At 57.4% G+C, this 12566-nt stretch carries 10 protein-coding genes and 1 tRNA gene; 8 read left to right on the top strand and 3 right to left on the bottom strand.

Features of this window, described 5'->3' with window-relative positions; translation table 11 throughout:
• The first annotated feature begins 2 nt into the window (after positions 1 to 2).
• The 5 genes from glmM to MUU53_RS14230 all read left to right on the top strand — a co-directional run bounded on the left by glmM (position 3) and on the right by MUU53_RS14230 (position 7056).
• The gene (gene glmM, locus MUU53_RS14250; RefSeq protein ID WP_247261485.1) at positions 3 to 1355 is read left to right on the top strand and encodes a phosphoglucosamine mutase; all 1353 of its coding nucleotides are present in this window, start codon (positions 3 to 5) and stop codon (positions 1353 to 1355) included.
• Positions 1356 to 1571: 216 nt separating this feature from the next.
• Positions 1572 to 2420, top strand: coding sequence for an outer membrane protein (locus tag MUU53_RS14245; protein ID WP_247261484.1), 849 nt, complete (start codon positions 1572 to 1574; stop codon positions 2418 to 2420).
• A 302-nt stretch (positions 2421 to 2722) separates the two neighbouring features.
• Positions 2723 to 3901, top strand: coding sequence for a phosphoserine transaminase (locus MUU53_RS14240; RefSeq protein WP_247261483.1), 1179 nt, complete (start codon positions 2723 to 2725; stop codon positions 3899 to 3901).
• An 84-nt stretch (positions 3902 to 3985) separates the two neighbouring features.
• Entirely contained in the window at positions 3986 to 5581 is a 1596-nt protein-coding gene (gene serA, locus MUU53_RS14235; protein ID WP_247261482.1) for a phosphoglycerate dehydrogenase, read from the top strand.
• Positions 5582 to 6030: 449 nt separating this feature from the next.
• Complete coding sequence (locus MUU53_RS14230) at positions 6031 to 7056, top strand: Tim44 domain-containing protein (RefSeq protein WP_247261481.1); 1026 nt, start codon at positions 6031 to 6033, stop codon at positions 7054 to 7056.
• A 2-nt stretch (positions 7057 to 7058) separates the two neighbouring features.
• Here the strand turns inward: MUU53_RS14230 and MUU53_RS14225 are convergent, their stop codons facing one another.
• Complete coding sequence (locus MUU53_RS14225; RefSeq protein WP_247261480.1) at positions 7059 to 7475, bottom strand: DUF1810 domain-containing protein; 417 nt, start codon at positions 7473 to 7475, stop codon at positions 7059 to 7061.
• 277 nt (positions 7476 to 7752) lie between these two features.
• Here MUU53_RS14225 and mnmA point away from each other — a divergent pair, with 277 nt between their 5' ends.
• The gene (gene mnmA / locus MUU53_RS14220; protein ID WP_247261479.1) at positions 7753 to 8949 is read left to right on the top strand and encodes a tRNA 2-thiouridine(34) synthase MnmA; all 1197 of its coding nucleotides are present in this window, start codon (positions 7753 to 7755) and stop codon (positions 8947 to 8949) included.
• 145 nt (positions 8950 to 9094) lie between these two features.
• Positions 9095 to 9171 (top strand) — tRNA-Met (locus MUU53_RS14215).
• Positions 9172 to 10765: 1594 nt separating this feature from the next.
• Here the strand turns inward: MUU53_RS14215 and MUU53_RS14210 are convergent.
• Positions 10766 to 10993, bottom strand: coding sequence for a helix-turn-helix domain-containing protein (locus MUU53_RS14210; RefSeq protein WP_247261478.1), 228 nt, complete (start codon positions 10991 to 10993; stop codon positions 10766 to 10768).
• Between the two features lie 355 nt (positions 10994 to 11348).
• Between MUU53_RS14210 and MUU53_RS14205 the strand changes: the two genes are divergently transcribed.
• The gene (locus tag MUU53_RS14205; protein WP_247261477.1) at positions 11349 to 12179 is read left to right on the top strand and encodes a universal stress protein; all 831 of its coding nucleotides are present in this window, start codon (positions 11349 to 11351) and stop codon (positions 12177 to 12179) included.
• Here the strand turns inward: MUU53_RS14205 and MUU53_RS14200 are convergent.
• Positions 12180 to 12566 (bottom strand): GNAT family N-acetyltransferase (locus MUU53_RS14200; RefSeq protein WP_479683724.1); only part of this gene is annotated, 387 nt, incomplete at its 5' end.

The following is a 12566-nucleotide window of genomic DNA, read 5'->3' as shown; positions in this document are numbered from 1 at the left end:
TCATGACACGCCGTTACTTTGGCACCGATGGCATTCGCGGACAATCGAATGTGTTTCCCATGACGCCGGATCTGGCGATGCGGGTCGGGATTGCAGTGGGCACGATTTTTCGCCGTGGCAATCACCGTCACCGGGTGGTGATCGGTAAGGATACGCGCCTTTCCGGCTACATGCTGGAAAACGCGCTGGTGGCTGGTTTCACGGCTGCGGGGCTTGATGTCTTCCTGCTCGGCCCGATCCCCACACCAGCAGTCGCTATGCTGACCCGTTCGCTGCGCGCTGATATCGGCGTTATGATTTCCGCGTCTCACAATCCCTTCGAGGACAATGGCATCAAGCTGTTTGGCCCAGATGGCTACAAGCTTTCCGATGAGCTCGAGCTTGAGATCGAAGATCTGCTCGACAAGGATATCTATGCGCAGCTCGCCAAGCCGCACGAGATTGGGCGGGCGAAACGCGTGGACGGCGATATCTACCGCTACATTGAATTCGTGAAGCGCACGCTGCCGCGCGATGTGACGCTGAATGGCCTGCGCATTGCCATCGATTGCGCCAATGGCGCCGCCTACAAGGTGGCGCCAACGGCTCTGTGGGAACTTGGCGCGGATGTCGTGACCATCGGCAACACACCGAATGGCACGAATATCAACCTCGATTGCGGCTCCACCAGCCCGGACGCCTTGCGCAGAAAGGTGCATGAAGTGCGCGCCGATATCGGTATCGCTCTTGATGGAGATGCGGACCGTGTGATCATCGTCGACGAGCACGGCCAGATCATCGACGGCGATCAGTTGATGGCCGTTATCGCGGAAAGCTGGCTGGATGACGAGACACTGCGTGGCGGCGGGATTGTTGCGACCGTCATGTCCAACCTGGGATTGGAGCGCTTCCTGAAGAAGAAGGGTCTCAACCTGGCTCGGACCAAGGTGGGTGACCGGTATGTGGTTGAGCATATGCGCAACCACAATTTCAATGTGGGTGGCGAACAATCCGGCCATATCGTCCTTTCCGATTTCGGAACGACCGGTGATGGTCTTGTGGCAGCGTTGCAGGTGCTGGCGCGAGTCAAGCGTCTTGGTCAGCCGGTCAGCGAAGTTTGCCGCCGGTTCGAGCCCGTTCCCCAACTGCTCAGGAACGTTCGCTTTTCCGGGGGTAAACCTCTGGAGGATATTATTGTTCGCCAGGCAATAGAGAGCGCGGAGGCTGAACTTGGCAAAAAGGGCAGGCTGGTTATTCGGCCGTCCGGCACCGAGCCACTCATCCGTGTCATGGCAGAGGGCGATGATCGCGCCCAGATTGAGCGGATCGTCAACGATCTCATCGGTGTTATCTCCAACGTTCGTTCCGCTGCCTGAGTGCAGCAGCGAGGCAGGCTGACGAGGGGCCCGCGACACATCGCGGGCCCATTTCTTTATCCGCTCTTCGGTCGCGTTCATCCAAAACTTACCAATCCTCTTAGCGAAGCGTTATCCTTAATTGCTCCTTAACCTTTATCGTTAATGATCCGGTTCAGTTTAGAACAACCTCGCCGCGCCGCGCGTCGAAGCAAACTGGAACTTGGAGTTCATGCCATGAGGAATACCCTGATCGGCGCACTTGTCCTGGCCCTGACGGCAGGTGTGGCTCATTCCGCAGACCTTTATCAGCCGCAGCCGGAGGTTCCGATGGACGCTCCGGAAGTTGCGGTTCAACAGAGCTCCAGTGGCTGGTATCTGCGCGGCGATGTCGGTTACGGCTTCAACGACCTTCGCGGCGCAAATTTCTATCAGGGCAACGATCCAAGCCAGAAAGTTGACTTCCACAGCTCCGAACTGCGAGATGCGTTCACCGTCGGCGGTGGTGTCGGTTACCAGATTAATAACTATCTTCGCACAGACGTCACCTTCGATTATCTCTCCAAGAGCAAGTTCGAAGGATCCACCAAAGGCAGCGGCGCGGACTTCGGCGCCTGCGTTGGACCCTGCACCTCGCGCGATATCGCCAACATGCGCGCTTACAGCCTGTTGGCAAACGCCTATGTCGATCTCGGCACCTATGGCTATTTCACGCCTTACGTCGGCGCCGGTCTCGGTGGCACCTACGTGAAGTGGGACAAGCTGCGCAACACTTCCTGCGCTGACAATGGCACCGGCTGCGATACGACGGTCGAGCATGGCGGCAAGGGCGGCTGGCGCTTTACCTATGCGCTCATGGCCGGTGCGACGATCGACGTGACCTGCAACCTGAAGGCTGATATCGGCTATCGCTATCGCCGCGTTGAAGGTGGCGACATGTTTGGCTACGCCCAGAACGGCGGACCGGGCTATGACAAGGGCTTCGACGTTCACGAAGCACGCCTCGGTGCTCGCTACACATTCGGCGGATGTGCAGCGCCTTACGTTCCTGAAGAGCCGGCACCGGCCCCGATCGTCTACAAGTAAGATCCCTTCATCTCTCTTGAAGCCGTCCACAGTCCGTGGGCGGCTTTTTTCGTTGCGGACGCCTGCAAGTTTCTTCTGCTGTATCGCTTCGTTCGACGCTTTGAAGATCGATCAAACTTCAAGGGCTTGTGCCTGTTCCACTCGGCTGAATCCGGGTTTACGCGCCTGTAAGTGGAAGAAAATTACGCCAAAAAGACATCTTGCGTTTCAAAAACGACTTGACCGCAATGCCTCCTTCCACTAGCAACGACGGCGGGACACCTCTCCCCAACGAGAGGCTAATTACCTGGAAGGGTATCTATATGGCTGATATCGTCGCCCCCGCCGTGCGTCCGGCAAACTCGCATTTTTCCTCTGGCCCATGCTCGAAGCGCCCCGGTTGGACGCTTGAAGCGCTCGCTGATGCCCCGCTCGGTCGCTCGCACCGCGCTAAGGTTGGCAAGAATAAGTTGAAGCTGGCCATCGATCTTACCCGTCAAATTCTGAATGTACCTGCGGATTACCGCATAGGCATTGTTCCTGCGTCCGACACCGGCGCTGTTGAGATGGCCATGTGGTCGCTGCTCGGCGAGCGTGGCGTCGATATGCTATCTTGGGAAAGCTTTGGCGCTGGTTGGGTGACGGATGTCGTCAAGCAGCTGAAGCTCAGCGATGTTCGCAAGTTCAACGCCGATTACGGCCTCCTGCCGGATCTGACGCAGGTCGATTTCGACCGTGACGTCGTCTTCACCTGGAACGGCACCACCTCTGGCGTTCGTGTTCCGAATGCGGATTTCATCCCAGCTGACCGCAAGGGTCTGACGATCTGCGATGCGACCTCTGCCGCTTTCGCGCAAAACCTCGATTTCGGCAAGCTCGATGTCGTAACCTTCTCCTGGCAGAAGGTTTTGGGCGGCGAGGGCGGCCACGGTGTGATCATCCTGTCGCCCCGTGCTGTCGAGCGTCTCATCACCTACGTTCCGGCCTGGCCTCTGCCGAAGATTTTCCGCATGACGTCTGGCGGTAAGCTCATCGAAGGCATTTTCGTCGGTGAAACCATTAACACGCCTTCGATGCTCTGCGTGGAAGATTATATCGATGCGCTGAACTGGGCAAAGTCTGTTGGCGGTCTTGACGGCTTGATGGCGCGCGCCGATGCCAATGCCAAGGTCATTTTCGATTTCGTCGAAGCCAATGACTGGATCGCCAATCTCGCAGTCGATCCAGCCACGCGCTCCAATACCTCCGTCTGCCTGAAGATCGTTGATCCGGACGTACTTGCGCTGGATGCGGACGGACAGGCTGCCTTTGCGAAAGGTATTGTTGCCCTTCTCGAAAAGGAAAATGTTGCGCTTGATATCGGCGCTTATCGCGATGCGCCGTCCGGCCTTCGCATCTGGGCCGGTGCGACCATCGATACAGCTGACATGCAGGCCGTGATGCCTTGGCTGACCTGGGCCTTCCAGACCCAGAAGGCAGATCTTGCAAGGGCTGCTGCCTGATTTTGCATTCGGTCCTGCCCCTGAAGCGGGACCCCATTCCCCATTGTTGATCGTTACAAACGAACTCTATCAGGAGGCCTCGTCATGGCACCTCGCGTTCTCGTATCCGACGAACTTTCGGAAACCGCCGTCCAGATTTTCCGCGATCGCGGCGTTGAAGTGGATTTCCAGCCGAAGCTTGGCAAGGACAAGGACAAGCTGGCTGAAATCATCGGCAATTACGATGGTCTGGCCATTCGTTCCGCAACCAAGGCTACGGAAAAGCTGATTGCTGCCGCCACCAACCTCAAGGTTATTGGCCGCGCCGGTATCGGCGTCGATAACGTTGACATTCCTGCTGCGTCCAAGCGCGGTATCATCGTGATGAATACGCCGTTCGGCAACTCCATCACGACGGCTGAGCATGCCATCGCGCTTATGTTCGCCGTTGCCCGCCAGATCCCCGCCGCCGATGCCTCCACACAGGCTGGCAAGTGGGAAAAGTCGAAGTTCATGGGTGTTGAAATCACCGGCAAGACGCTGGGCGTCATCGGCGCCGGCAATATCGGCTCCATCGTCTGCTCGCGTGCGCTTGGTCTGAAGATGCGCGTTCTGGCCTATGACCCCTTCCTGTCTGCCGAGCGCGCCCAGGAAATGGGTGTCACCAAGGTCGAGCTGGATGAACTGCTGGCGCAAGCCGACTTCATCACGCTGCACGTACCGATGACCGACAAGACACGCGGTATCCTTTCTCGCGAAGCGCTGGCCAAGACAAAGCCGGGTGTCCGCATCATCAACTGCGCCCGTGGCGGTCTGGTGGATGAAGCAGCCCTTGCCGATGCCATCAAATCCGGCCATGTGGCTGGTGCTGGCTTTGACGTCTTCGAAGTGGAGCCTGCAACGGAGAGCCCGCTGTTCGGCCTGCCAAACGTTGTTTGCACGCCGCATCTCGGCGCTTCCACCACGGAAGCTCAAGAAAACGTCGCTTTGCAGGTGGCCGAGCAGATGTCGGATTACCTCGTGAAGGGTGCCGTTTCCAACGCCATCAACATGCCTTCGATTACCGCTGAAGAAGCACCGATCCTGAAGCCGTTCATTCGTCTTGCAGATGTTCTCGGCTCGTTTGCCGGTCAGGTGACCGAGAGCCCGATCAAGGCGATCGAGATACTTTACGATGGCCAGACGGCATCGATGAACACCCGTGCGCTGACGTCGGCACTGCTCGCGGGCCTCATCCGCAATCAGGTGGCGGATGTGAACATGGTTTCGGCGCCGATCATGATCAAGGAAAAGGGCATCGTCCTTTCCGAGGTTAAGCGCGACAAGACCGGCGTCTATGACGGTTACATCAAGCTGACGATCACCACGGACAAGCAGACGCGTTCCGTCGCGGGCACCGTGTTCTCGGATGGCAAGCCGCGCTTCATCCAGATCAAGGGCATCAACATGGATGCCGATGTGGGTGCGGACATGATCTACATCTCCAACACCGACGTTCCCGGCATGATCGGTTTCGTGGGCACGACACTCGGCAATGCCGGCGTCAACATCGCGAACTTCCAGTTGGGCCGTGAGAAGGAAGGTGGAGACGCTATCGCGCTTCTCTATGTCGACGGTGCCGTCAAGCAGGACGTTCTGGACAAGCTGACCGCAAATCCGGCGATCAAGCAGGCCAAGCCGCTGACCTTCAACGTCGACTGAAAGTAGAGCGGGGTTCGATCTGATTGGATCAATTCTGTTGGCCCAAACCGGTTCGTTCCACGAGGAGAAGGGCGCGTGGCGTAGCCTTAAGCTACGCCCAAGCCATTCGACAAAGTGGATGGCCGGTTTCGGCCAACCTGTTCAGGCGACATGTATTTTCGCCACTATCTTCGGTTTTCGCCTCGGACGTATATCTAGATATGCCCTTCGGCAAAATCCTTGATCCTGACGAAAATCCATTGTCGCAGAATGATTCAATCAGGTCGAACCCCGCTCTAGTTCCCTCCCAGGACAAGAAGAACCCGGCCGGAATTTTCCGCCGGGTTTTTCACGTTATAGGTTTCATTCATCAAAACCGCGTCAGATCGTCTTGCGGCCTCTAAAAACTTTTCGCGATGCTCTCTATATAGATCGCAATGCCCGTGGGACGGGTTTTTGAGGAGAGAGAAATGTTTGCAAAACTTCGGCGCTTCAAGCACGCCGCTTCCGTGTTGGCAATTGGCATGGTTGTGACTCTGGCCGCCGTTGATTTCGCGGAAGCCCGTCGGGCCGGTTCCAGCGGCTTTGGCAGCCGCGGCACGCGTACCTATGATGCACCCGCTACGACAAATACGGCTCCCGGTGCTGCTGCGCCGATGCAGCGTTCCATGACACCGAACACGCAGACCAATGCTGCCAATCCCGGAGCTGCCGCCGGTCAGCAAGCTGCTGGCCAGCAAGCGCGTCGCGGCCTCTTTGGTGGCATCGGCGGTGGCATCATGGGCGGCCTGTTGCTAGGCGGCCTGTTTGGCATGATGATGGGCAATGGTTTTGGCGGTCTTGCCGGCTTCCTCGGCTTGCTGTTCCAGGGTCTGTTGATTGGCGGCATCATCTTCCTGATCATGCGCATGTTCGCGCGTCGTCAGCAGCCTGCGCCGCAGGGTGCGGCTCGTAGCGCCTATCAGGCTCCGAATGCGCAAGGCGCGGGCTTCAAGATCCCGCAAATGGGTTCGATGACGGCTGGTGCTGCCGGTGGTGTCGCTGCTGCAGCGGTGACACGCCCGAAGGTCGCTTCGCAGGCAACGGACGAAATCGGTATCAACAATGCGGATCTCGATCAGTTCGAACAGTTGTTGAAGGACGTCCAGGGTGCCTATGGCGCTGAAGATTATGCAAAGCTGCGCGCAATCGCGACGCCGGAAGCCATGTCCTATCTGGCCGAGGAACTGGGCGAGAACGCGACGCAAGGTCTTCGCAACGACGTCAAGGACGTGCAGTTGCTACAAGGCGATCTGTCGGAATCCTGGCGCGAAAACGGACAGGAATATGCCACGGTTGCCCTGCGTTACCAGAGCATCGATGTGATGGTGAACCGCAATACGGGTAAGGTCGTTTCCGGCGACCCAATCGCTCCGGTCGAAAGCACGGAAATCTGGACATTCGTCCGTAAGCCGGCTGAAGCCTGGAAGCTTTCGGCGATCCAGGGCACCGATTGATCTCACAGGCGGCTGAGTGTCGCCTGATCCGGTTCACCCCCATAGAATTGTTGAAGGGCTCGCTCGAAAGGCGAGCCCTTTTCACTTGTAGCCATGAAGAGCGTCATGCTTGAGCGAAACTTCAGATCGTCCGGCGAGCCGAGAATGTCATGCGCCGTGCGTCGCTTGTGGGTCAGCATGGTGTTGGTGCAGTCCAGCAGGCGTTGACCGAGCGTCGGATGGCCGAGATAGGCCTTTGCTGCGTCGATGTTGGCCAATGCGTAAAACCGTGCTGTTTCCGAACGACCAAGGCCTTCGATTTGCGGGAAAATGAACCACATCCAGTGACTTCGCTTGCGACCGGCGCGCAGCTCTTCGAGAGCATCGGCGTAAATCGGTTGTTGAGCATCGAGAAAGCGCTGAAGATCATGCAACCTCATAAGTGGTCCTCCTCTTCATCACACGAAACCGCTTTTGGCGTTTTCAGTTGCATATGGAGGCCGCTCATGGATTTCTCAGGCAATCGATCTTTTTATTGCTGTAACGCGCGTCATGCAGTCCTGACTCCAGCGATTGCACAGACTGTCCGCAAGCTTGCGTTTCGGGGGCATCCTTTCTATATCAGCGGAGTGAATGAGGCAGTGGCCGATCCCGCTGCCGGAAGAGATGCGGCCGTGATGAGGCGCAGACGCCACAACCCAGACCGAGAGAGTTACTGTGAATACGCTGGATTTTAACAAGAGGCCGGAGGATACGCGCGTTGTTGTCGCCATGTCCGGCGGTGTGGATTCTTCCGTCGTTGCCGGTCTCCTCAAACGTCAGGGCTATGATGTGCTGGGCATCACGCTGCAGCTTTATGACCACGGTGCGGCGGTTCACCGTGCAGGCTCCTGCTGTGCGGGCCAGGATATCGACGATGCCCGCCGGGTTTCCGAAACGCTGGGCATTCCCCATTATGTGCTGGATTACGAGAAGCGCTTCCGTGAAACCGTGATAAACCCGTTCGCCGAAGCCTATGCCATGGGCGAAACGCCGATTCCGTGCGTGGCCTGCAACCAGACCGTCAAGTTTGCCGATCTTCTGTCGACTGCGCAGGAACTGGGTGCCGATGCGTTGGCAACGGGGCACTATATCCGTTCGCGCCCCAATCCAACGGCAGACAATCCCGGCCGCCGCGCGCTGTATCGCCCTGTCGATAGCGACCGCGACCAGAGCTGGTTCCTGTTTGCGACCACGCAGGAGCAGATCGACTATCTTCGCTTCCCGCTGGGCGGCATGTCCAAGGCCGAAGTGCGCGCCCTTGCCGAAGAGATGGGACTGGTTGTTGCCAAGAAAGCCGATAGTCAGGACATCTGTTTCGTGCCGCAGGGCAAGTATGCCGACATCATCAACAAGGTGAAGCCGAATGCGGCGCTTGCTGGCGACATCGTGCATATGGACGGACGCGTGCTGGGCCGTCATGACGGCATTCTGCACTATACGATTGGTCAGCGGAAGGGTCTCGGTGTTGCAACGGGCGAGCCCCTCTACGTGGTCTATCTCGATGCCCGAGGCCGTCGTGTCATCGTTGGTCCGCGCGAGGCGCTCGATACGCACAGGGTCTATCTGCGCGACATGAACTGGATCGGCGATGCCGGGCTGGCCGAGGATGCCCGAGACGGTTTCCAGTGCTTCGCCAAGGTTCGCTCCACGCGCCCGCCGACACCGGCGACGCTTCATGTGGACGAGCGTGGTATCTACGTGGATCTTCTGGTCGGCGAGGCAGGCGTCGCACCCGGTCAGGCCTGCGTACTGTATTCGGCAGAAGGGCCCGATGCGCGGGTCTGGGGTGGCGGTTTCATCGAGCGGTCGGAACGGGCGGCCGATGCAGAAGCCTCTCTCAAGGCGCTTCTCTCGGCATCCGCGGCGGCCTGATCGCGCGCTTCACAGATATGCCGGAGCGCTCTGAAAAGCCTCTGCGATTTTGTCATAAGCGCGCTTGACTTTGCCCGGAGCATCCCTTTATAAGCCCGACATCGCGGTAGGCATGAAACCAGATGCCAGCAGGTTCCGCGAGTGTGGCGGGGTAGCTCAGGTGGTTAGAGCGTGGGATTCATAACCCCAAGGTCGGCGGTTCAAGTCCGCCCCCCGCTACCATTTTCACAGAAAATCATGGTGTTTCAAAAGTCAGTGGTGATACAGCGATCACAGAATGATGTGTCGCCAGCCTTCATGACACATCCATCCGGCCTTTTGCATCGGCGGCGATAAGTGACCGCTCGTACCGGATAAATGTCTGCATTGAGCGGTCTGCCTTCTCCCGAAGAGACATCAAGCTCTTCGCTCTTCACCCTGTCTCTCCTGCTGCGCCTGATAAAGGCAAAGCCCTCCAGGGCTGTTAGCAGATAGCCGGGAAGGGTCGTCCTGAACGGATGTCCAACGGGTGAGGATGTGGTAGAGGCTGCAAGATCAACTTGCCCATTTCGGCCAGGATCGGCAGGTTTCCGGAGTTGCACGTTTCTGTCTGTCGCCGGTCTCTCTGGGTCAACTGGTTCCCTTGGGTTCACTGCGTCGGAAAATGAGGTCGAGAAGCGTTGGGTATCAGCCCGCAGGGTATGGTCGCGTGAGAGCTGATCGGCAGGTCGGGACACCGATTTGACCGCCCAGTCGTTGGAGCAGGATACGGGCTCCTCTGCTCCTGGCTTGCCTGACGAGGGTCTGTCGACTGTTGACACAGGTTTTCCATAAACCGCGAGAGCATGCGGCGGCGCTGGCGCCTGCCGATTGATGAACGGGCCATTGGCTATAAAGGTGGCTCTGAAGTGACCTTGCGGAACCGATTTCTCATGCCGTGCGCTTGCCGGTGCCCTGTCCTGTAGTGCCGACGGCTGGCTCTGTGCGCCCAACTGCGCGCCGTTTCCGGCTTTGATCATTGGGCCTGCGGACATACGGTTGGTTACGATATCTGGCACGCGCGGGTTGTTGGGCCCTGCGTCATCGGTACGCAAAACGTCAGCGGGCTGTGGCGCAGTATCGTCTATGGTTCCATCTGCCATTTTCGCGGCTATCGTTCCAACGGCTGGGGAAGTCGGCTCTCGACCGTACCCCTCCGGCCGCGCCTGATGTCGCCCTTGCGATCCGGCTTTCGCTTCGCGATCCGAACCTGCCCCGAGTTGCAAGCGGCGCGCGTTCGGTAGACTTGCCTGATGTAGCTGAACCATGCCGATATGCTCCCGATCGGCGCGAGTTTCTACGCTTGCATCTGACGGCAAAGGATCAGCCGTCTGTTGTCCGTGAGGATGACAGGACGAGGAGCCATCAAGGTTCATGGAGGTCTACCCCCGAAAGCTCAACTTGGAGCGAAAGAGAACAAAGAAATTTTCAAAGCGGATATTGAATTCAATTGCGATTTTTACGCCCTGCCAGTCTGATTTTGACATTTGCTACCGCTTGCAGCACTCCCAATGGAAAAGGCAAAATCTTCTAGGCTACTAGTAAATTCATCCCGATAGAGCATTTCAGTTGATTACTGGCTGACCTTCATAACTCTGTCGGATTGAATGCGGTCCAGACGTAAAACCAATAATGCACTTACACTGCACATGCGTTGTATTCTATGTTTCGATCTTAGTGTCTGGTTAACGTGAAATCAACTATATTTGTTAATCACTATTGCTCACGGACCTTTGCCCGAAACGAATGAGCGGGCTGATGCCCGCTCGTGTATCTTGTTTCTTGGGGCGGAAGCCCTTTAGCGGGGCGCGCCCAGACCGTGCAGCTGCAGGGCAGCGGCCACGCGTTTCAATCGGGCCGGATTTGCATCTTTTCCATCTTCGAGAGCGGTAAGCTCGGTCACTGTCAATCCGGTGGTAATCGCCAGATCCTCGAGGCTATAACCTGCTGTTTTGCGCGCGGTGGCGATTGTTTCTGCAACGGAAATTGCACGGTTATTATCGAAATTACTGTGCGAGATCGTCATATATACTCCTTCGGTAGTGCCGAGATGTCTTCGGCAAATCGGGCACAATAGCCCTTGTGTCAGTCCTAAAGGATGCGGCGCCGGTCACAGACCGTTACGTAGCGTCACATAAGTAGTCCCTAAATTTCTTCTGGCAAGTAAAAATATGGCCCGCCCGTGACGGGAGCGTGAACCCAAAGACGCAAGAGTGGCCAAATGGTTCCCGCCAGCTATGACATTTTCCATTTGGACTGTTCGTAAGCCTCACTTGATGAAGATCAATTCATCGATATCCGGAGGCAGTACAATCCATCCATCAGCAGGGACATGTCGTGGGCGCAGACCCTCGCATGCCGGGGCAGCAAGGGAGTATGCCATGTCGTTTAAGACAATTCTGTCTGTTATCGGAAATCGTGACCAGGAGACCGATATCGCCAAGGCGATTGAACTGGCGCTGCAAATGGATGCCCATCTTACGGTTCTCGTGATGGACATCGCCATCACACCGACGCTCAGCGACTACCCGGTCGGCACTGTATGGCTCGATCAGCGTGTCGAGGACATGAAAGCGCTGCAGTCCACTGCCGATAAAGCCAAGAACTCCCTCGATATTGCCAATATCCCTTACGATATCGAGCATTTCTATACCGAGCGACCTTTTGCGGCGGATGTTATCTATCGGCATGCCCTTTACGCTGACCTCGTGCTGCTTGGTGAAAAGACGCGTGAAAATTCGGCCCTTCTCTCTGCTGTCGTGGATGGTGCAGTCTTCGGGGCGCAGCGTCCGCTGCTCTTGACGTCGGCGAAGGACAAGCCTGCCGCCAAGGTCCGCAAAGTGCTGCTTGCCTGGAACTCGAGGCCGGAAGCGGGCCGTGCGGCGCGTGAAGCCATGGACCTCTTGCGACATGCGGAGGCGGTTCATCTCGTTGTTGTGGATCCGGATGCGACCTATCTCGCCAATGGAGGGGAGCCGGGCGCTGACATGGCGGCTTATCTTGCGCGCCACGGCGTGAATGTGGTGGTGGATCAACTGCCGAGCGGCGGGCGCCGCGTGCAGGACGTTCTCAATAGTCACGCGCTTGAGGTCGGTGCCGATCTGATCGTTATGGGGGCCTACGGCCATTCAAGGCTGCGTGAGCGTGTTTTCGGTGGTGTAACGCAGTCCATGCTGGAGGAATGCGAGGTTCCGGTGCTGATCGCTCGTTGATCAGCCCAATTCCAGTGTGGTGACACCGAAAGCGAGGCGTTCTTCCAGGCGGGGAGGAACGCCTCTATACATTCTTGCCGTGGTAAAGCCTTGGGTGAAGCCAAGGCGCTCAAGACTTTGCCCGAAGAATTCCTGAGCCTCCGGGATATCGATATGGATGGTCTCTCTTCCGCTAAGTTGGCTGAGAGCGCTGAGGAGTTCGAATGCTCCCTCATCCGTCTCAGCAAAAAGGGGCCCGATCTTGAAACCCCGATGACAGGAACGCAGCACACCATAGAGTCTGTCAGCGCTACTCGGAATCGCGGCGGGGTTCCATTGATTTGGTTTTTGTGATTCAAGATCATTGCTGGATCGGAGGCCAGCAATGATGGTGCGACCTCTTTCACT

It is taken from the genome of Affinirhizobium lemnae, assembly GCF_022968395.1.
GTDB lineage: Bacteria > Pseudomonadota > Alphaproteobacteria > Rhizobiales > Rhizobiaceae > Neorhizobium > Neorhizobium lemnae.
This window is presented reverse-complemented; position numbering and strand designations above follow the sequence as displayed.